General features: G+C 64.5%; 15 protein-coding genes. 10 read left to right on the top strand and 5 right to left on the bottom strand.

What is annotated here, in order from left to right:
- Window positions 1-648: 648 nt before the first annotated feature.
- Entirely contained in the window at window positions 649-1,224 is a 576-nt protein-coding gene (locus GOB90_RS14230; protein WP_146889902.1) for a DedA family protein, read from the top strand.
- Here GOB90_RS14230 and GOB90_RS14225 read toward each other — a convergent pair.
- Window positions 1,219-1,419 (bottom strand): hypothetical protein, encoded by a 201-nt coding sequence (locus GOB90_RS14225; RefSeq protein WP_146889898.1) that lies wholly within the window; start codon window positions 1,417-1,419, stop codon window positions 1,219-1,221. The genes GOB90_RS14230 and GOB90_RS14225 overlap by 6 nt on opposite strands.
- A gap of 214 nt (window positions 1,420-1,633) precedes the next feature.
- Here GOB90_RS14225 and GOB90_RS14220 point away from each other — a divergent pair, with 214 nt between their 5' ends.
- Window positions 1,634-2,950: a cation:dicarboxylate symporter family transporter gene (locus GOB90_RS14220; protein WP_146889945.1), complete on the top strand. Its 1,317-nt coding sequence runs from the start codon at window positions 1,634-1,636 to the stop codon at window positions 2,948-2,950.
- Window positions 2,947-3,975, top strand: a complete 1,029-nt coding sequence (locus GOB90_RS14215; RefSeq protein WP_146889895.1) for an Ldh family oxidoreductase — start codon at window positions 2,947-2,949, stop codon at window positions 3,973-3,975. The genes GOB90_RS14220 and GOB90_RS14215 overlap by 4 nt, the downstream gene beginning before the upstream one ends.
- 150 nt (window positions 3,976-4,125) lie before the next feature.
- Here the strand turns inward: GOB90_RS14215 and GOB90_RS14210 are convergent, their stop codons facing one another.
- Together GOB90_RS14210 and GOB90_RS14205 are read right to left on the bottom strand one after the other, a co-directional pair.
- Window positions 4,126-6,051, bottom strand: a complete 1,926-nt coding sequence (locus GOB90_RS14210; protein WP_306309431.1) for a phosphatidylglycerol lysyltransferase domain-containing protein — start codon at window positions 6,049-6,051, stop codon at window positions 4,126-4,128.
- Between the two features lie 205 nt (window positions 6,052-6,256).
- Complete coding sequence (locus GOB90_RS14205) at window positions 6,257-7,912, bottom strand: lysine--tRNA ligase (protein WP_146889888.1); 1,656 nt, start codon at window positions 7,910-7,912, stop codon at window positions 6,257-6,259.
- A 155-nt stretch (window positions 7,913-8,067) separates the two neighbouring features.
- Between GOB90_RS14205 and GOB90_RS14200 the strand changes: the two genes are divergently transcribed.
- The 6 genes from GOB90_RS14200 (at window position 8,068) to GOB90_RS14175 (ending at window position 16,939) form a co-directional block, all read left to right on the top strand.
- On the top strand, window positions 8,068-9,642 hold the full coding sequence (locus tag GOB90_RS14200) for a DegQ family serine endoprotease (RefSeq protein WP_146889885.1): 1,575 nt from the start codon (window positions 8,068-8,070) through the stop codon (window positions 9,640-9,642).
- 83 nt (window positions 9,643-9,725) lie between these two features.
- Window positions 9,726-10,778, top strand: a complete 1,053-nt coding sequence (locus GOB90_RS14195; protein WP_146889882.1) for an FUSC family protein — start codon at window positions 9,726-9,728, stop codon at window positions 10,776-10,778.
- 95 nt (window positions 10,779-10,873) lie between these two features.
- Complete coding sequence (locus GOB90_RS14190) at window positions 10,874-11,236, top strand: winged helix-turn-helix domain-containing protein (RefSeq protein ID WP_146889879.1); 363 nt, start codon at window positions 10,874-10,876, stop codon at window positions 11,234-11,236.
- A gap of 105 nt (window positions 11,237-11,341) precedes the next feature.
- Window positions 11,342-12,841 carry a glucan biosynthesis protein gene (locus GOB90_RS14185; protein WP_373322055.1) on the top strand — a complete coding sequence of 500 codons (1,500 nt, stop codon included), beginning with the start codon at window positions 11,342-11,344 and terminating at the stop codon, window positions 12,839-12,841.
- A complete protein-coding gene (gene mdoH, locus GOB90_RS14180) occupies window positions 12,829-15,036 on the top strand; it encodes a glucans biosynthesis glucosyltransferase MdoH (protein WP_146889873.1) in 2,208 nt (735 codons plus the stop codon). The genes GOB90_RS14185 and mdoH overlap by 13 nt, the downstream gene beginning before the upstream one ends.
- Window positions 15,037-15,457: 421 nt before the next feature.
- Complete coding sequence (locus tag GOB90_RS14175) at window positions 15,458-16,939, top strand: mannitol dehydrogenase family protein (RefSeq protein ID WP_146889870.1); 1,482 nt, start codon at window positions 15,458-15,460, stop codon at window positions 16,937-16,939.
- Between the two features lie 199 nt (window positions 16,940-17,138).
- On the opposite strand, the gene GOB90_RS14170 is transcribed toward GOB90_RS14175, so the two are convergent.
- Window positions 17,139-17,846, bottom strand: a complete 708-nt coding sequence (locus GOB90_RS14170) for an HAD family hydrolase (RefSeq protein WP_146889867.1) — start codon at window positions 17,844-17,846, stop codon at window positions 17,139-17,141.
- Between the two features lie 364 nt (window positions 17,847-18,210).
- On the opposite strand from GOB90_RS14170, the gene bfr reads away from it, so the two are divergent.
- The gene (gene bfr / locus GOB90_RS14165; protein ID WP_146889864.1) at window positions 18,211-18,699 is read left to right on the top strand and encodes a bacterioferritin; all 489 of its coding nucleotides are present in this window, start codon (window positions 18,211-18,213) and stop codon (window positions 18,697-18,699) included.
- A gap of 5 nt (window positions 18,700-18,704) precedes the next feature.
- Here the strand turns inward: bfr and GOB90_RS14160 are convergent, their stop codons facing one another.
- On the bottom strand, window positions 18,705-19,352 hold the full coding sequence (locus GOB90_RS14160; protein WP_146889861.1) for a hypothetical protein: 648 nt from the start codon (window positions 19,350-19,352) through the stop codon (window positions 18,705-18,707).
- Window positions 19,353-19,560 lie beyond the last annotated feature (208 nt).

The following is a 19,560-nucleotide window of genomic DNA, read 5'->3' as shown; positions in this document are numbered from 1 at the left end:
GAAAGGCTGTGTCCCTTTCCCTGACACCCGGACAAAGGGCCGCTACCACAGAGGCTGTGGCATTGCCTGATGAAATCGATCCCGCTGCTTTTATCTCCCGCAAGTCATATGACACTGATCCGCTCATTAATGCGCCCGGAAAATGGCAGATTACTCCGGTCATTCCATCAAAAAAACCGTCGCACTTCACGGAAGATCAGCTTCTCTCTGTATAAAAACAGAACATCACCGAACGCTTCTTCGCCAGACTGAAGCCGTTCAGAGGCATCGCAACACGCTACGATAAGCTGAAATCAACCTTCCTCAGTGTCGTGCAATTTGTCTCCGCTCTCATCGGAATCAAATGACGACACGCCCTGAAAAAGCCCTCCCGGCCTTTCGAGCCTCAGGGCAAAATCCCTGAAAGCAATATCCTCCGCTCAGCACCTGTGTTTAAAAAAAACACGTATCTTCACCCTCCCCGCGGGTTTCCGAAGAACAGCCATGCCCCCGCACGCCCTTCCCGCCCGACAGCCTTTTTTGCATGGTGCTACCCGGCCGGAAAACCCGCGTGTCCCGGCCACGCCATCAAAAGGACCGTGACCCCTGCTTCACCACCTGGATAACCTCCTCCAGCATTACGGCTACGGCGTCATCACCCTGATCGTCATGGCCGAAAGCATGGGTCTCCCTGTCCCCGCCGAAGCGTGCATCATCACGGCGTCCCTCTACACGCTGAAAACGCATCACCTGGAAATCCAGTGGGTCGCCGTGGCGGCCATCGCCGGCGCCGTGATCGGCGATAATTTCGGCTACCTGATCGGACGCAAGGTCGGCCTGCCCCTGCTGGAGAAACACGGCGCAAAAATAGGCCTGACACCCAACCGCCTGATCCTCGGCCAGTATCTCTTCCACCACCACGGCAGCGCCATCGTCTTCTTCGGCCGCTTCGTTTCCGTCATGCGTGTCTTCGTGGCCCTGCTCGCCGGCGCGTGCCGGATGCACTGGCCCCGCTTCATGCTGTTCAACGCCCTGGGCGGCTCCTGCTGGGCCGGCGGCTACGCCTTCGGCGTCTACATGCTCGGTCGCAAAATCTCACAGGTCTCCGGCCCCGCCGGAATCGCCATCGGCATCGCCGCCGCCGCCTGCATGGTCGGCACCGGCCTGTTTCTGAAAAAGAACGAAAAACAACTGACCGAAAAAGCCCTCGCGGAAGCAAAAAGCGGCCAGCTCTCCGCCTCATGAAACACCCGGAACGGGCTGCCTGGCACAACATCCCCATGTGCCCTCGCCCGGCAGGCCCGGCAAAACGTCCGTCAGCCCGCACGGCTCTCCCGCCAGAAACTCATCGCGGCAATCCGCCACCAATCCGATAACCGACAGAGACCGCAACCCGGCCCGGGCAAGCGACAATCCCGATCCCGACACCACGGAAAGCACAGCCCTTTCCGGTAACAGCCGCGCCTGACCCGCCAGTTCGCCGGAGCACGGTACAGATCACAAAAAACGTAGTTTACCCGCGCCTCAAACCCGGCGGTTGCACTGGCACGCCCCGCCCTGTTCCCCCCACGAAACCCAGGCCACGCTCCGCATCATAACGCCCCGCCTCGCCGGTGCGCACACCCGTCCGACCCGCCAACAGGATAAGCCCCGCATGACCTCCACGCCGGCGCCCGCAACATCCGCCCCCGGGCGCCCCCGCTTCGGCATCTTCCGGCAGGTCTGCATCGCCACGGTCCTCGGCCTGATCCTCGGCCTCGCCGACCCCACCCTCGCCGCCGAAACCCGATGGGCCACGGATCTCTTCCTGCACCTCATCATCATGGCCGTCGGACCGCTGCTGTTCTGCATCATCGTCACCGGCATCACCGGCGCCGGCTCCCTCAGAACAGTCGGCCGCCTCGGCGTCCGCGCCCTGATCTGGTTCGAGACCATGACCACGCTGGTCCTGCTCCTCGCCGTCGGAGCCGCCCTGCTCATCCGCCCCGGCGCCGGCATGACCTTCACCGCAACAGCCGCCGACTCCCAGGCCGTCGCCTCCTATGCCGGCAACGCCCACCTCCTCCACAGCCAGGGCGCCACCGGCTTCCTGCTCGCCCTGATCCCACATTCACCCGCCTCCGCCTTCGCGGAAGGCAACGTGCTGCAAATCCTCTTCTTCGCCATCCTGTTCGGATGCTGTCTCAACCGGATCGGCCCGGCCGGCGCCCCGGTCACACGCCTCATCGAAAGCCTGTCCACCCTGTTTTCACAGATGATGAACTACATCATCGCCATCGCCCCCCTGGGCGTGTTCGGCGCCGTCGCCACCACCACCGCCCGATACGGCCTCGACGCCATCATCCGCCTCGGCGCGTTCACCCTGCTCTATTTCGCGGCGGTCGCCGTTTTCATCTTCGTCATCCTCGGAAGCTGCCTCATCGCCTGCGGCATCAGACCCCTGAAATTCCTGCGCTACTTCCGCGAAGACATTCTCATCGTCTCCGCCACCACCAGCTCGGACGCCGTCCTGCCCGCCATCATGACCAAACTCGAAACCCTCGGCGTCCCGCGAGACATCGTCGGCCTCGTCGTCCCTGCGGGATACTCCTTCAATCTCGACGCCCTTTCGATCTATCTCGGATTCGCCGTCGTCTTCCTGGCTCAGGTCACCGGAACCCACCTGACCTGGACACAGATGCTGACCATGCTGGCCACCGCCCTTATCACCTCCAAAGGCGCCCACGGCGTGCCCGGCATCGCCATCGTCGTGCTCGCCGCCACCCTGGCCGCCATCCCCTCGATTCCGGTCGCCAGCCTCGTCCTCCTGCTCGCCGTGGACTGGTTCGTCGGCATCGCCCGCTCCGTCGGCAACCTCGCGGGAAACTGCGTCGCCCCCGTCGTCGTTGCTGCGTGGGAAGGCCGGCTCGACCGCGACCGCGCGGCGGAAGTCCTCGGATACGCCCCACAACACAAGGATCAGACCGCATGAGCGAACCCGCCCGCTTCCCGGAAGCCCTCCTCCGCGAACGCTGCGAAACCCTGCTGACCCGGGCCGGCGCCAGCCCCGCCGACGCCAGCGCCATCACCCGCGCCCTCCTGCACGCCTCCCTCGTCGGCGTGGACAGCCACGGCGTCCGGCTCATCCCGCATTACACGGACATGCTGCGCTCCGGAGCCTTCAATCCCACCCCGAACCGCACGCTCCGGCAAACAGCCCCCGCCGCCGCCATGCTGGACGCCGATAACGGCCCCGGCCACCCCGCCTCTTACGAAGCCATGACCGAAGCCGTCAGACTGGCCACGAAAACCGGCATCGGTGCCGTCGGCGTCTTCCGCTCCTCGCATTTCGGAGCCGCGGGCGCCTACGCCCTCGCCGCCGCCGAACAGGGCCTGATCGGCATCGTCACCACCAATTCCGATTCCGCCGTCTGCCTGTTCGGGGGCGCCGTCCCCTTCCACGGCACCAACCCCATCGCCATGGCCGCCCCGGTCGCCGGCGCAAACCCCTGGGTGCTGGACATGGCCACCTCGTCCATCCCGTTCAACCGCGTGAAACTCTTCCGCTCACTGGGCAAACCCCTGCCCCCGGGCGTCGCCGTGGACACCGGCGGACACCCGACGCAGGACCCGGAGAAGGCCGCCTTCCTCCAGCCCCTCGGCGGCGAGGAATACGGATTCAAAGGCGCCGCCCTGGCCGGCGTGGTCGCCATCCTCTCCGCCGTGCTGACAGGCGCCGCCATCGACCCCGAAATGGCCCCGACCGACGCCGGAACAGCCCAGAACGTCGGACATTTCTTCATCGCCATCGACCCGGAGCATTTCGTCGGACGCGCCGGATACGACGCCGCCATGACCCGCTACCTCACCCGCCTGCGCGGCTCCACGCCCGTCGATCCGAACCATCCGGTCATGGCGCCGGGCGACCGCGAATGGAAAGAAGCCGCCGACCGCACGGAACACGGCATCCCGGTCGATCCCGATACCATGCGGGCACTCGGTCTCTCATCGCATTAAGTGTGGCTGCTTAACTCAGGGCTCTGCCCTGAAACCCGCCAGAGGTCGCAGACCTTTGGAAACCTTTTTATCAACAGATCGGGGTGCAGGGGCCTGCGGCCTCTGCCGGGTCCGGGCAGAGGCCGGCAATGAAGGCGCCCCCCCTCCCGCTCAGTCCCTGACCGGCTTTCGTCCGAACAGCTTCGACCGCACCAGCCCGATCTGCTCGGACGGACAGCACAGATAAGACCCCGGCTCATCCGTCAGCGGCCAGTTCACCAGCCCCATATCCGCGTAAATCGACAGAAACGTGTCGCCGGCACGCCAGAAAACCGGCTGAAGCCCTTCCTGAAACGCCAGATCCCGCAAACGCCAGATCACCGAAGCGCAGTCCCTGTCCTCACCCGCCGGATCGCCCAGCCCGACGACAAAACTGCCCCGCCTGCGAAAGGGAATCGCGGCATTGCCCCCCTCTCCCGTCAGCAGACCATCAGGCACCACACCCGGAATCACCGGCAGAGCATGATCGAGCCCATGATACCAGGCCGCCGCCTTCTCATCCCATGGCCGCACCGCAACACGCCCCGGCCGCGCCAGACGCGCAATCACGACCAGTGCCAGCACAACCGCAATCATCACAATCCACCGGGCATCATTGTCCTCGGGGACAAACAGCTCCCACCAGCCCTCGGCCCCCTCCTGATGCGTCGCGATCACCACCGCACACCCGATCAGCAGCAGCAGGGACAACAGCGTGGAAAAGGATAACGGCTCGCTCAGCAGTCGCGCATGACGATAATAACACCGCCGGAACGGCGCGATCAGAAAGGCCGACATCGCCAGCGCCAGAGGCACCAGCGGCATATTACCACGCAGAAACGTCGTGACAGCCGACAGAACCAGCAGACCAAGCGTCGCGCCCCAGGCCAGTGTCACACGCTGCGACAGACCAATCGCCAGCGCGATCAGACTGCCCCCCACGACCGTCAGCACATAATCGCCCACAACCGTCGACAGAAACGCAATGACCTTCGATGACCCGTGCGCATGAACCGGATTCACCAGCGGCAGAATCAGCAGCAGAACCCCGCAGAACGAAACCGTCCCCGTCGAAACCCCGACGGAAAAATCCGCCTCGCTCTCCCGCACAACCTGACTGGGCCGGATACGGCGCGGCTCTTCCGCCCCGGCCTGAGACGCCTTGCGCGAAAGCAGAAGCGCATCCCCGCGCAGAAACAGCTCATGCGCCGCGAACATGCCCCCCGCCAGAAACAGCGGAACGATGTAGTAAAACAGCCTGAAGACAAGAATCGTCCCCAGAATCTGCGGCGCCGGCAGATAAGGCCCCAGAGCCAGCAGCATCGCGCCGTCGAACACACCCAGACCACCCGGCACGCTCGCCACCAGCCCCGCCGTGTAAGACGCAATGTAAATGGCCAGAAACGAGCCGTAATCCAGCGTCCCCGGCGGCAGCAGCACATAGGCAATCGCCGCCGTCGCCGCCACATCCGCCGCCGCGACAACCGTCTGCGCCACAGCCATCGGCGCCGACGGCAGCTCGATCTGCCGCCCCCGGATCGTCAGCTCCCGCCATTTCAGCGTCGCGCCGATATAGGCCAGAACCCCGAGCCACAGCAGAACACCCGCCGCCCGCAGCACCGGAACCGGCACCCGGTCGCCAATCACCGGAACCACCGCCGGCTCGATCAGCAGCACACTGCCGATCAGAACCGCCGCGCCCAGCAGATAGGTCGCCGAACAGAACGCAATGATCTGCGCAATGGCAAACGGCGGCAAACCCCAGTTCCGGTAAAGCCGGAACCGTACCGCCGCGCCCGACACCGCCGAAAACCCGAGATTATGAGACAGCACATAGGAGCAGAACGCCGCAAAGGCCGTCCGGAAAAACGAAATCTGCTTATGCCCGACCTGAATCACGGCCAGACGATCGTAAAACGACAGAATGAAATAGGAGAGGAACGTACACCCCACCCCGGCCATCATCGCCCGCCCGGAAATCCCGCGCAGCGCCGTCCGGATATCCGCCATGCTGAGCGTATGAAGCTCACGCCGCACCACCAGGATCGCGGCAATCATCAGCACCAGACCCAGAACATGCGGCGCATGGCGCAGCCAGCGCTTCCAGCCGGTCCGATGACCATGATCCCGGACAGAGTCCTCCCCCGTCCCGTCACGGCCCGGCGGCGGCCCGGAAGCCCCCGTGTCAGACGCCCCGGTCACGCACGCATCCTCCGACGATCCGCGACCGGACAGATGAACATCATCGGCCATGGCCAGACCCTCAGGCCTCGGCGCTCCGGACCAGCGCCGCCTCGATCAGCGCAACCGTGCCCCGGATACCATATAATGCAACAAATCCGCCGAAACGCGGCCCCTCGCTCTGCCCCAGCAATACCTCGTAAAGGCAGGTAAACCACGACCGCAGCGGCTCGAACTGATGGCGTTTGCCTATCTCGAAAACCAGGTTCTGAAGCACCTCCGCCGAGACCTCCTCGCCCTCATACATCTTCAGCGACTCCGCCAGATCGGCCAGCGCCCGCTGCTCGCGCTCATCCGGCAGACGATAGCTCTTCGCCGGCCGCACGAAATCCGCATAAAATACGATCGCCCGGTCCACAAGCGTCGCCAGCATCGGATGCGTCTCCGGCGACACCGCCGCGTCATAGCGCCGCAGAAACCCCCACAGCACGTCCGGCGTCTCCGCGTTCGCCACACTGGCCAGATTCAGCAGCATGCTGAACGAAACCGGGCTCCCCGCATGATCCGGAATATGCCCCGCATGAATGAACCAGGCCGGATTCGCGGCCAGCGTCACCCGGTCCGCCTCAGCCTCGGCAGGCAGCACGTCCGCGCAACGCGCCTGAAGCGCCGAAGCCTTGTCCACATGCGCCAGATACTCATCCGTCGCCTTCGGAATCACATCGAAAAACAGCCGCTTGGCCCGCTCCGGATGATTGAACATGAACTGCCCGAGACTCTCCGGCGGCGCATAACGCAGCCATTCCTCCACCGAAAGACCATTGCCCTTCGACTTGGAAATCTTCTGCCCGGTCTCATCCAGAAACAGCTCATAGGTCAGACCCGCCGGCGGCGGCGCGCCCAGAATCCTGCAGATCTTCCCCGACAGACGCACGCTGTCGATCAGATCCTTGCCCGACATTTCATAATCGACGCCCAGCGCGTACCAGCGCATCGCCCAGTCGGCCTTCCACTGCATCTTCGCAGCGCCACCCGTCACCGGCGTCTCAAACCGCTCGCCATCCTCATCGGTCCAGAACACCGTGCCCGCAACCGGGTCCACCCGGTCCATGCGAACCTGCATCACCTGCCCGGTCCTCGGATGCAGCGGCAGAACCGGCGAATAGGTCTCCCGCCGCTCCGCCCCCAGCGTGGGCCGGATCACCGCGACAATCTCGTCATGAACCTCAAGAACCCGGCGCAGCGCCGCATCGAACCGCCCGGACGTGTAATACTCCGTCGAGGACGCAAAATCATATTCAAACCCGAACCCATCGAGAAACGACCGCAGCCGCGCATTGTTATGCGCCGCGAAGGAATCGAACGTCCCGAACGGATCGGGCACCTTCGTCAGCGGCATCCCGATGAACCGCGTCAGCATCTCCCGGTTCGGCACATTGTCCGGAACCTTCCGCAGCGCGTCCATGTCGTCGGAAAACGCCAGCAGCCGCGTCGGACGACCCGTGATCGCCGTATAGGCCTGACGCACCCAGCTCGTCCGCGCCACCTCGCCAAACGTGCCGATATGCGGCAGCCCGGACGGACCGTAGCCGGTCTCCAGCAACGCCGGCCCCTCATTGCCTTTCGAGGCAACATGCTCCGCAAGTTTTCGCGCCTCTTCAAACGGCCACGCCTTAGGCATGGCACCGGAGGAAAGAAGAGGGCGGCGATCCGCCGAAGATGCGCTGTGCTCGGACATGGGGGCGGAAGCTAGAAACTGACCGCCCTCCGGTCAATCCAAATCGTGCACCGCAAAATCTCACAGCCTGACCGCTCCGGACTGTGCGACAGGGATTCACTGGTCTAATGTCACCGATCTTCCGCTGGTTCAGATAATAAAGAGCACCGCCTTTCATGCGCCTCCCAGGCTTCCAGGCTCCCCGTTCCGTCCTCGCCCTCACCCTCGGCGTCACCAGCGCGCTCTGGATCACAGCACCGTTCCGGGTCGCACCCGGCCTGATACCGGAAGCCCGCGCGGCGCAGGACACGCCCCCCGCCATCGCCACCGGCGCACACGGCGTCCCCGACAGCTTCGCGGACCTCGCCGACCGCCTGCTCCCCGCCGTGGTCAACGTCTCAACCACCCAGACACTCAAAGCCAGCTCCGACGACGAGGACGGCGAGGAAGAACAGGGACCGCAGATCCCCGATTTCCCGCGTGGCTCCCCGTTCGAAAAATTCTTCCACGATTTCATGAACCGGCAGAACGCGCCCAACTCGCCACCCCGGAAAATGCAGGCGCTCGGCTCCGGCTTCATCGTCTCGGCGGACGGCTACATCGTCACCAACAACCACGTCATCCGTCACGCGGACAAAATCACCGTCACCCTCCAGGACAACACAACCCTGCCGGCAAAACTCATCGGTCACGATGACCGCACCGATCTCGCCCTCCTGAAAGTCGCCGCCCCGCAGCCCCTGCCCTTCGTCACTTTCGGCGACAGCGACACCGCCCGCGTCGGCAACTGGGTGCTCGCCATCGGCAACCCGTTCGGCCTGTCCGGCACCGTCACCGCCGGTATTGTCTCCTCCCGCAGCCGCAATATCGACCAGGGCCCGTACGACGATTTCATCCAGACCGACGCCTCCATCAACAAAGGCAACTCCGGCGGCCCGCTCTTCGACATGCACGGCGCCGTCATCGGCGTGAACACCGCCATCTATTCCCCCTCCGGCGGCTCCGTCGGCATCGGATTCTCAATCCCGTCCAACGAAGCAAAAGGCATCATCGAACAGCTCCGTAAAACCGGAAAAGTCTCCCGGGGCTGGATCGGCGTCCGCATCCAGGACGTCACCCAGGAAATCGCCGACGGCCTCAACCTGAAACCGGCCAGGGGCGCCCTCCTCGCCGGCGTGGAACCCAAAGGCCCGGCGGCAAAAGCACAGCTCGCCACCGGCGACGTCATCCAGCAACTCAACGGCAAAACCATCGAAGGCCGCGCCCTGCCCCGCCTGATCGCCGATCTGCCCGTCGGCTCCCAGGCGCATCTGACCGTCTGGCGCAAAGGCAAAACCATCGACGTGCCCGTCACCATCGGCACCCTCCCGGAAACGGACACCGATTCCGGGTCCGATGAAAAACCGAAAAAACCCGGCGCACCGAAACAGGACAAAACACTCGACCTCGGCGCGCTCGGCTTCAGCGCCGGCGCCATCACCGAAGACACCCGGAAGCAATACCAGCTCTCCGACAGCCAGAAAGGCGTCGTCGTCACCGGCGTCACCGATGGCGGCCCCGCTTCCGAACGCGGCCTCAAACCCGGAGACGTCGTCACCGAAGTGCAGCAGACAGCCGTGAACAGTCCGGCGGAACTGCGAAAAGGCATCGAAGCCGCGCAGAAGGAAAAACGCCGCTCCGTCCTGCTGCTCGTGCACGATTCCGACGGCCTCCGCTGGGTGCCCTTCCCGCTCGACGGCAACGCCCGCTAACCCCGCATGCCCGTCCCCGCAGACCACCGGCCAGCCCCCGGCGAAAGCCGGGACAAAACCTCCGCATGACAGCAACCTCCTGAATGCCCGTCAGCATCCCCGAACGGTCCACCAGCACCATCGTCCGCCAGGCCATCCGCGTGCTGGTCGCCATCGGTGCATCGGAACTGCTCAGCAACCTCATGCACCTGCAGGATCCCGCCTGGGCGCTCATCACCGCCGCCGTCGTCACACAGACCACCATCGGAGAAACCGTCTCCAATGGCCAGAGCCAGCTCCTCGGCGCCCTCATAGGCGGCGGCGCCAGCATGATCGCCATCAGCCTGCACGAACTCGGCCTGCCGCAGGAAGCCGCCCTCTGGTCAGCCCTCATCCCCCTTGCCGCCCTCGCCGCCTGGCGCCCGCAAACCCGGCTCGGCCTCGTCACCGTGCTGATCGCCATGCTGTTCCCGTCCGATAACTCCCCGTTCTTCGTGCCGATCCAGCGCGTCATCTGCGTGCTCGCCGGCGTCCTCGTCTCCATGGTCGTCTCCTTCGCCGTCCTGCACGACCAGACCCGCCGCGACGCCTTCCGCCTCGCCGCCGCCATGGTCAGAGGCATCGGCGCCATCCTCGACGGCGCCGCCCATCACGATATCGGCTGGCATGACATCCAGTCCCTCGACGACACCTGCGCCACCTGCCTGCGCCGCATCAGCGCCAATGTCGCCGAAGCCCGGAGAGAACGGTTCCGAAGCCTCGAAAAACGCGACCCCATGCTGGCCGCCCTCCCCCAGGCCCTCCAGCAGCTCCAGACCGACGCCATGGTGTTCGCCCGCGCCGCCCTCGCCAGCCCGGTGCACGACGCAAAAGACGCGCAGACCCTGGTGCGCGGCCTCGTCTCCTCGCTGGAACAGATCGCCAGAGGCTGCGACGAGCAGGCCCACGGCCGCTCCCCCGGAGACGAACATACCCGCAACGCCCTCGCCGCCATCCCGCACGATGACATCACCGAGGCGCCGGAATGGCGCTTCATCCTCCGCATCCTCCGCGCGGACATGACCTCCTTCATCGGGTTTCTGTCCAACCCGGAAAACAGCAGCCCGAAAACCGGGAACGACCGGAAAACCACCCCCGAAAAATCCGGCCGGTCATGAAAAAGAAGCGCCCGGAACGCAATTCTCTCTCGACAGCCGGCCACCCGCCGCATAGCACGACCCCCGCGACATGTGACGACAGAGGCTGATACCGGATGACGCCAGCGCTACGCCTGACCCTGCGGATCGACGTGAACGGTCACCCGACCCTCGGCCACGGCAAGATCAGACTCCTGGAACACGTCGCGGCCACCGGCTCCATCTCCGCCGCCGGCCGCGCCATGGGCATGTCCTACCGCCGCGCATGGCTGCTGATCGACGCCCTGAACAACCAGTTCATCCATCCCCTCGTGGAAACAAAACCCGGCGGCGGCGGCGGCGCGAAACTGTCCGAAACCGGCCACGCCGTCGTGGACGGCTACCGCGCCGCCGAAAAAGAAGCCATGGCGGGCGCGAAATCCTCGCTGACAGCCCTCGCCGGCCTCGTGAAGCGCCCTGAAAAAGCCGCAGCCTCGTAACACAGTCACATCAGAAATATGTCGATCGACAGATTCGGGAGAACAGGAAGCGTGTCATCATCAGTTCTGCGGCGGGATCTTCTGCGCACAGCCAGCGGCGCAGCCATGGCCGTCCTCGCGTCCGACCTGCTCATCCCGTCCGCAAAAGCCGCCGACGCGCCAGCCGATGCCCCGCCCACGCCGTTCGATAACGGCACCGTGGCGCAAATCGCCCGCAAACTCGCGGCCAGCCCTTACAAAGCCCCCGATCAGTCCCTCCCGAAAGCCATCGAAAAACTTACCTTCGACCAGTTCCGCTCCATCGAATTCCGACCCGACCAGGCCCTCTGGCATGGCCAGAACCTCGCTTTCGATGTCGAGTTCTTCCCGCGCGGCTTCCTCTACCCGCCCCGCATCGAAATCTTCGAGGTCACGAACGGCACATCCGCCCCCGTCCCCTATAACCCCGACCTGTTCACCTACGGCGACCCCATGCTCCGCGTCACCGACAATCTCGGTTTCGCCGGCCTGCGCCTCCGCTACGCCATCAACACCCCCGGCGTGATGGAAGAATGTGCCGTCTTCCTCGGCGCCTCCTACTTCCGCGCCGTCGCGAAAAACCAGAATTACGGCCTCTCCGCCCGCGGCTTCGCCGACGGCACCGGCGACCCGAAAGGCGAGGAATTCGCCCTGTTCCGCTCCTTCTGGCTGGAAAAACCCCAGCCCGGCGTGGACTCCGTTGTCATCCACGCCCTGCTCGACAGCCCCTCCGTCGCCGGCGCGTTCCGCTTCACCATCCGCCCGGGTGAAACCACCGTCTTCGATGTCCAGTCCACCTTCTTCCCCCGCGTAAAAATCGAGGAATCCGGCATCGCCCCGCTGACCGGCATGTTCTATTTCGATTCCAACGACCGCAATCACATCGACGACTGGCGCCCCGCCGCCCATGACAGCGAAGCCCTGCAGATCTGGACCGGCTCCGACCAGGAACTCTACCGCCCGCTCCGCAACCCGCTCGATCTCCAGCTCTCCGCTTTCACCGATGTCTCGCCACGCGGCTTCGGCCTGATGCAGCGCCGCCGCGCCTTCCACGATTTCGAGGATCTGGCCCTCAACTACGAAAAACGCCCCTCCCTCTGGATCGAGCCGATCGGCGACTGGGGCACCGGCGCCGTCGATCTCGTCGAAATCCCGACCCCCAACGAGGTCAACGACAACATCGTTTCCTTCTGGCGCCCGAAAGATCCGCTCGAAGCCGGCCACGAATACAGCTTCACCTACCGGATGTACTGGGGCTGGGACACGCCGTTCCCGACGAAACTCGCCCGCGTCGGCGCCACCCGCGTCGGCGCCGTGACCGACCATAAGGAAGACCGCTTCTTCGCCATCGACTTCGCCGGCGGCCCCGTCGCCAACGCCGGCCCAGGCGCGAAATTCCACCTGATCCCGCAGGCCTCCGCCGGCACGATCCGCAACGTCGTCGTCGAGCCGAATCCAAATATTAACGGATGGCGCACAACATTCGAATTCGCGCCCGGCGGCGCAAAACTGGCCGAGCTGAGCGCCGTTCTCTCCAGCGACCAGGGACCCGTTTCGGAACGGTGGGTATACAGGTGGACCCCGTAACAGCAGCCTCCGGCAACAGCCCGGCTTACACAGGAGCAGAGACCACGGGACCGGACACCACGCCCCCCGCCACCACGCTCGCCCGCTTCCCGGCCCTGCCACCGGAAGCGCCGCTGCGGATGGAGCCGCAGGATCTCAGCGCCCCGCCCGACCTCCACGGCCGCGACCGGCACGCGGAAACAGAGCCGCGCCTGATCGCGCTCCGACGCCTCGCCGTGATCGGGTCCGCCCTCGCCCTGACCGGCTGGGGCACATATCAGATGCACCTGGTGCTCGACGCCAGCGGCACCTCCGTCCTCGGCGTCATCATGCAGGTGCTGTTCGTCGCCCTGTTCCTCTGGATCGCCCTCGCCTTCACCTCGTCCATCGCGGGCTTCTTCTCGATGCTCACACGCGGCGGCCTCGGCCTCGGCATCACCGCCGACGGCCCCCTGCCGCCCCTGCGCACACGCATCGCCCTGCTGATGCCCACCTATAACGAAGACCCGCACCGCGTCATGGCCGGCCTCCGCGCCATCCACGCCAGCCTGAAGGAAACCGGACAGGCCGCCGCGTTCGACCTGTTCATCCTGTCCGACACCACAAACCCGGATGTCTGGATCGCCGAAGAAGCCGCCTTCCTCGATTTCCGCCAGGAAACCGGCGACGAACGCCACATCTTCTACCGCCGCCGCAGCAAAAACACCGAGCGCAAGGCCGGCAATATCGGCGAATGGGTCCGCCGCTTCGGCCGCGCCTATCCGCTGATGGTCACGCTGGACGCCGATTCCGTCATGGACGGTCGCACCCTCGTACGCATCGCCGCCGCCATGGAACGCAATCCGGAAGTCGGCCTGATCCAGACCCTCCCCGTCATCGCCGGCGGCACCACCCTCTTCGCCCGCATGCAGCAGTTCGCCGGCCGCGTGTACGGCCCGCTGATCGCCCACGGCATCGCCTGGTGGCACGGCGCCGCCAGCAATTACTGGGGCCACAACGCCGTCATCCGCACCGCCGCCTTCGCCGAACAGGCCGGCCTGCCACACCTGCCGGGCCGTAAGCCCTTCGGCGGCCACATCCTCAGCCACGATTTCGTCGAGGCCGCCCTCATGCGCCGTGGCGGCTGGGCCATCCACATGGTCCCCGCCCTCTTCGGCTCCTACGAGGAAAGCCCGCCCTCGCTCACCGATGTCGCCATCCGCGACCGCCGCTGGTGCCAGGGCAACCTCCAGCACTACAAAGTGGTGCCGACAAAAGGCCTGCACTGGCTCAGCCGCCTGCACATGCTCATGGGCATCGGCTCCTACGTCACCTCGCCGCTCTGGCTGATCTTCCTGCTGGTCGGCATCCTCATCTCGCTCCAGGCCCGCTTCGTGCGGCCGGAATATTTCGGCGACACCAAAACCCTCTACCCGCACTGGCCCCAGGTCGATCCCGTCCAGGCGAAGTTCATGTTCATCGCCACGATGGGCATCCTCCTCGCCCCCAAGCTGTTCGCATACATCGCCCTGCTCTTCGACAGAACAACCCTCAGAGCCTGCGGCGGCCCGTTCCGCACCGCCATCTCCATCCTGGCCGAAACCCTGGTCGGCGGCCTCATCGCCCCCATCGCCATGCTGATCCAGACCAGCGGCGTCATCTCCATCTTCAGCGGCCAGGATTCCGGCTGGAACACCCAGCGCCGCGACGACGGCCGCATCCCGCTCAGCATCATCGCCCGGGGCTACTGGCGCTTCACCGTGTTCGGCCTCATCCTCGGCGCCTGCGCCTGGACCGTCTCCCTGTCCCTGTTCCTCTGGATGACCCCCGTTCTCCTCGGCCTCGTCCTCGCCATCCCGCTGGCCGCCCTCACCGCCAGCCGCGACGCAGGCCTGGCTCTCCGCCGCGCCGGTCTCCTGCTCGTCCCGGAAGAAACATCGCCCCCCGACGTGCTCGTCAAAGCCGCGCACGCCCTCGCCCTGCCGGAACCGCCCCGCCCGCAGGACGCCCTGCTCGCCCTGCGCGCCGACCCCATCCTGCTGGCCAGCCACTGCGCCATGCTGCCGCCCCCGCGCAAACCCGGCGATCCCATCGACGCCGACTGCGTCGTGGGCCTGCTCAAACTCCAGGAAGCCCGCTCGCTGTCCGACGCCGAAATCCACCTGACACCAAAAGAAAAAGCCGCCGCTCTCACGGATGTCCGCGCCGTGGAACGCCTGCTCGCCCTGCCGGGCTGATACCGCCAGCCGGATCATAAAGCCGTCACCCGCCATTTTCATGCCAGCCGGGCAGCGGTTTTTATGGCGCTCTCCCTGTTAAGTATTGCTGGTTTTCTCACGGCTTTGCCCTGAAACCCACCAAAGGTCGCAGATCTCCGGAAACCTTTTTATCAACAAATCGGGGTGCAGGGGCCGTCGTGCATGGCACGCCTTCGCGTGACGCTCCCTGCGGGTCCGGGAAGAGCCCGGTCTGACACCCGTCTGTGGACTGCAGATTAAGCCGAACAGCGCCTCCCCCCGACCGCCGCCCCGGAACCCCGGAACCCCGGCCCGGGCCTGCCGTTGTGAAATCAGACCCGCAGCAGATCGCGAAACGTAAACTCCCATAATTTCGCAGGATCTCTCGAAAATTCGCCCGATATCAGGGAGTACCCACATCTTGAGACTGAACCGTGAAACCTTATCCCGCGTGCCCGGCGCCGTTTATAAGCCCCGCTTCGACCCGGCCCTGCTGAAACCCGGGATCGTCCATCTCGGATGCGGCAATTTTCACCGCGCCCACCAGGCCACCGCCACCCAGGCCGCCATCGGCGCCGAAGGCCAGGACGGTCTGAACTGGGGCATCGTCTCCGCCACAATGCGCCACCCCGAACTGGCCATCCGCCTCCGCGAACAGGATAACCTCTACACCCTGCTCACACGAGAGCCAGGCGGCACGGTCGCGTCCATCATCGGCGCCCTCACCGAAACCGTCTTCGCCGGCGACGAACACGCCGCCCTGACCGAACGGATCGCGGACCCGCAAACCCGGATCGTCACGCTGACCGTCACCGCCACCGGCTATTACCTGACCGCGGCCGACCGGCTCGACCCCGCCGCCCCGGCCATCCGGGACGATCTCGCCGCGGACATCCCCCGCACCGCCCCCGGCATCCTCGCCACCGCCCTCGCCCTGATCCGCAAACGACGCGGCACACCCCCCGTTATCCTCTGCTGCGATAACGTCAGCCATAACGGCCAGACCCTGCGACAGGCCGTCATGGATTTCGCCGCCCTGCGCGGTGCCGACGCCCTCGCCGGCTGGATCGGTTCCACCGTCCAGTTCCCGGATACGATGGTGGACAGAATCGTCCCCGTCAGCACCGCCGACGATCCCGACGACGCCCGCCTCCTGCTCGGCGGCCTCGAAGATCAGGCGCCGATCTCGGCCGAACCCTGGTTCCAGTGGATCATCGGCCCCTTCGACGGCCCCCGCCCGCGCTGGGAAGCCCATCCCGGCACCCGGTTCGTCAGCGATGTCGGCGTCTTCGAACGCGCCAAGCTGCAAATGCTCAACGGCACGCATATGCTGCTCGCCTATACCGGCGCCCTGGCCGGCCTCGGCACCATCTCCGAAGCCGTTTGCGATCTCGCCCTGGGCCACATCGCCGCCCGCTTCATGCGCGACGAACAAACGGCGGATGTCGATCTCCCCGCAAAAATACTCGACAGCTACACACAGGATCTCATCGTCCGCTTCCGCAATCCCGGCATCGTTCACGAAGCCGACCGCGTCGGCCGCAACGGCTCCGCCAAAATGGCCACCCGGATCATCCGTCCCATGCGCAGCAATATCGAAGCCGGACGCCCCGTCCCCGGCGCCACACTCCTCATCGCCAGCTGGATACGCTGGTTCGCCCTGCACGAGCAGGAAGCCCTGGAAATCTCCCTCTCCGACCCCCGCGCCGATACCCTGCGGCAGATCTGCGCCTCCGCCCGCAACGATCATCGCGCCCAGGCCGAAGCCTTTCTCGCCATGGAAGATATCTTCGGCCCGCCCCTCCCCGATCACGACCGGCAGGTCACCGGCATCGCCCGCCTGCTGCGCGCCCTGACCGAAAAACCCGTTCCGGCGGTCCTGCGGGAACTTTCGGATCTGTAAATCTGTTTTTCACAACAGGACAAGCGGATTTCGTCAAGTGTTGCTGCCGGACTCAGGGCTCTGCCCTGAAACCCGCCAAAGATCACAGACCTTTGGAAACCTTTTTATCAACAAATCGGGGGGGCAGAAGCCGGGCGTCTGACCTGTGGACCACAAATTTAAGGCGATCAGCGCCTTCCCAAACCAGTCCCGCCCGGCCTCACAGAGCCGCAGCGTGCTCGATATAAGTCCTCACAATCGTCAGATCCTCCACCACAGCCAGCGCCTTCCCGCGAATTTCGTCGGTCGCATCAAGAAGATCCGGAACCACAATCACCCGGATACCCGCCGCATGAGCCGCCCGCGCCCCGGAATGCGAATCTTCCAGCGCCAGACAATAATCCGGCGGTATCCCGATCCTGGCCGCCGCCGTCAGATAAGGTTCCGGATCGGGCTTCCCTGCCGTCACATCATCCCGGGTCACAATCGCGTCAAAACGGTCGAACAACCCGACAAGCTTCAGATGATGGTCCGTCCGCAACCGGCTCGACGAAGTCGCAATCGCCCGCGGCAGCTCCAGCCTGTCCAGCAGATCCAGCAACGGCTCCACCCCCTTCTTCAGAGCAAGCCGCCCCGTATCGACCAGATGCCGCAGATGCACCTCCTGCAACGCGAAAAAACGATCGATCGGAAAATCCCCGCCCCAGGCCTCACGCACCAGACGACGGCACCCGTCCGCCGGCACACCGATCATCATGCGGCAGAAACTCATCGACACGTCATGGCCAAGATCAGCGCCCGCCAGAACAAGCGCCTCCATCGCCAGCGTCTCACTGTCGAGCAACAGACCATCCATGTCGAAAATCACGCCGCGAACCGGCTCCTGTCCGCTCGGAAACAGAGCGTCAGGCGATAAACATTCCGTCATCGGGGCGTCCTTCTGTCATTAAGTCTCGCAGACTCATATGAACGGGACAGCCAGAAGTTGCATAAGCAGCCCCCGTTTTCGCTGACAGACAAACCGGTTTCCAGAGACCCCCGACCTTTGGCCGGGTTCAGGGCAACCCTCCGGGAACAGCAACAATACTCAGCAGAAACAGAACCATAACAGTATTACAGCGTCAGTTCTTACAGGCCATGCTGAAGACTGATCCGCTTCCATACTGTCACTTGCGAATGCAAGTCAGTTCCTCTATTACCTTGATAAATATGCATTTTTTTAATTGCGCCCGCCGACAAAGCCGGTGTAAACGCATGGCATTCCCCATCCATACTTCCGAGGACATGGCACCATGCCGATCAAAGACCCGAAAATTATCGAACATCTCAATACGCAGCTCACCAACGAGCTGACCGCCATCAATCAGTATTTCCTCCACGCCCGCACGCTGCGCCACTGGGGCGTGACCCTGCTCGGCAAGAAAGAATACGAAGAATCAATCGAGGAAATGCGTCACGCAGATCTCCTTATCGAACGCATCCTCTACCTGGGCGGCCTGCCGAATGTACAGCGGCTGAACACCATCCTGATAGGCCAGGACGTCAAGGAAATCCTCGAATGTGATCTCAAGCTCGAGGAAAAGGCGATCGGCGACCTGCGTGAAGGCATCGCATACTGCGAAAGCGTGCGTGACTACGTATCGCGCGATCTTTTCGTAAAGATCCTTGAAAATGAAGAAGAACATGAGGATTTCCTCGACCGTCAGTTCGACCTCATCAAACAGGTCGGAATCGAACGCTACATCCACCTGAACTCCGCTCCCGCCCCGGAACAGGGCTGAAACTTTCAGGCCGGAACACCCCCCGGCTGCGGCTCCCTGTGCGGCCAGAGAACCTGGGTCAGACCCATGTCCTGATTCCGCCACCGCGCAAGCGTGCCCAGGGACGCCGCGGCAACCGGCGCCTCCTCATGCGCGCCGGCCGGTGACGCAACAGCGGCGTCCCACTGCTCCCTGAACGCCTCGAAATGCGTCACGGCCATCGGTGGCCGCTCCGCCTCCACACTCTCCCCGCTCCGCCGCAGCCAGTAGCCGGACGCCGCGAGACAGGCCCCGAGCTGAGTGACCGCCGCCGCAAACGGCGCGAGAACATGATGATGCGAAAATACCGGACGCAAAGCTGAACGAACCGCGGACTCGTCGCCCTTCTGCGCCGCCGCCGTCGCCTCCAGAAGCTGATGCTCCGTGCTGCTCACCTCGCGGCACCCGCGCATCCGCACATCCAGCGGCGTCATCCCAAGCCCCGAAAGCCGGTCCAGAGCGTTCCGGAACGCCGAACCCAGCGAATCCAGATCTTTCCTGAAACACGAATCGGCCAGCGCCCCCGACCCCAGCCGGCACACAGGGCGCCCCGGCCCGACAAAATAGCGCAGCATCCACACGGCCATCCGCTCGTCGCCGGAAAGAGTCGTCAGAATATCCGAAATTGCGATCATGGCACCATCGGGCGTCCGCCCGTCCCCTGTCGTGATGCCTCACCTTAATTGCAAACAATTCTCATTTGCAAATTAAAACTGACCTCCGTCGACATTCTTTCCTCCCCGCCCCATCCGCCGCCTCGCGGCAGACGCAGACATCCGCTTCCCAACCTGACAGACCAGCCGGAACCAGCGCCCGCCCCCACAAAAGCACCTGAAAAGATAT

The sequence above is a fragment of the Acetobacter oeni genome, from assembly GCF_011516825.1.
In the GTDB taxonomy this organism is placed as follows: Bacteria; Pseudomonadota; Alphaproteobacteria; order Acetobacterales; family Acetobacteraceae; genus Acetobacter; species Acetobacter oeni.
Note: the sequence above shows the minus strand (reverse complement) of the source record. Positions and strands in the feature narration are given on the sequence as shown.

Bases quoted from the DNA above. Each gene is read 5' to 3' on its own strand.
- GOB90_RS14220 (WP_146889945.1), top strand. From the start codon at position 1,634: ATGACCTCCACGCCGGCGCCCGCAACATCCGCCCCCGGGCGCCCCCGC.
- GOB90_RS14210 (WP_306309431.1), bottom strand. From the start codon at position 6,051: ATGATTGCCGCGATCCTGGTGGTGCGGCGTGAGCTTCATACGCTCAGC.
- GOB90_RS14160 (WP_146889861.1), bottom strand. From the start codon at position 19,352: ATGATCGCAATTTCGGATATTCTGACGACTCTTTCCGGCGACGAGCGG.
- GOB90_RS14190 (WP_146889879.1), top strand. From the start codon at position 10,874: ATGACGCCAGCGCTACGCCTGACCCTGCGGATCGACGTGAACGGTCAC.
- GOB90_RS14195 (WP_146889882.1), top strand. From the start codon at position 9,726: ATGCCCGTCAGCATCCCCGAACGGTCCACCAGCACCATCGTCCGCCAG.
- GOB90_RS14230 (WP_146889902.1), top strand. From the start codon at position 649: ATGGCCGAAAGCATGGGTCTCCCTGTCCCCGCCGAAGCGTGCATCATC.
- GOB90_RS14200 (WP_146889885.1), top strand. From the start codon at position 8,068: ATGCGCCTCCCAGGCTTCCAGGCTCCCCGTTCCGTCCTCGCCCTCACC.
- GOB90_RS14215 (WP_146889895.1), top strand. From the start codon at position 2,947: ATGAGCGAACCCGCCCGCTTCCCGGAAGCCCTCCTCCGCGAACGCTGC.
- bfr (WP_146889864.1), top strand. From the start codon at position 18,211: ATGCCGATCAAAGACCCGAAAATTATCGAACATCTCAATACGCAGCTC.
- GOB90_RS14170 (WP_146889867.1), bottom strand. From the start codon at position 17,846: ATGACGGAATGTTTATCGCCTGACGCTCTGTTTCCGAGCGGACAGGAG.
- GOB90_RS14205 (WP_146889888.1), bottom strand. From the start codon at position 7,912: ATGTCCGAGCACAGCGCATCTTCGGCGGATCGCCGCCCTCTTCTTTCC.
- GOB90_RS14185 (WP_373322055.1), top strand. From the start codon at position 11,342: ATGGCCGTCCTCGCGTCCGACCTGCTCATCCCGTCCGCAAAAGCCGCC.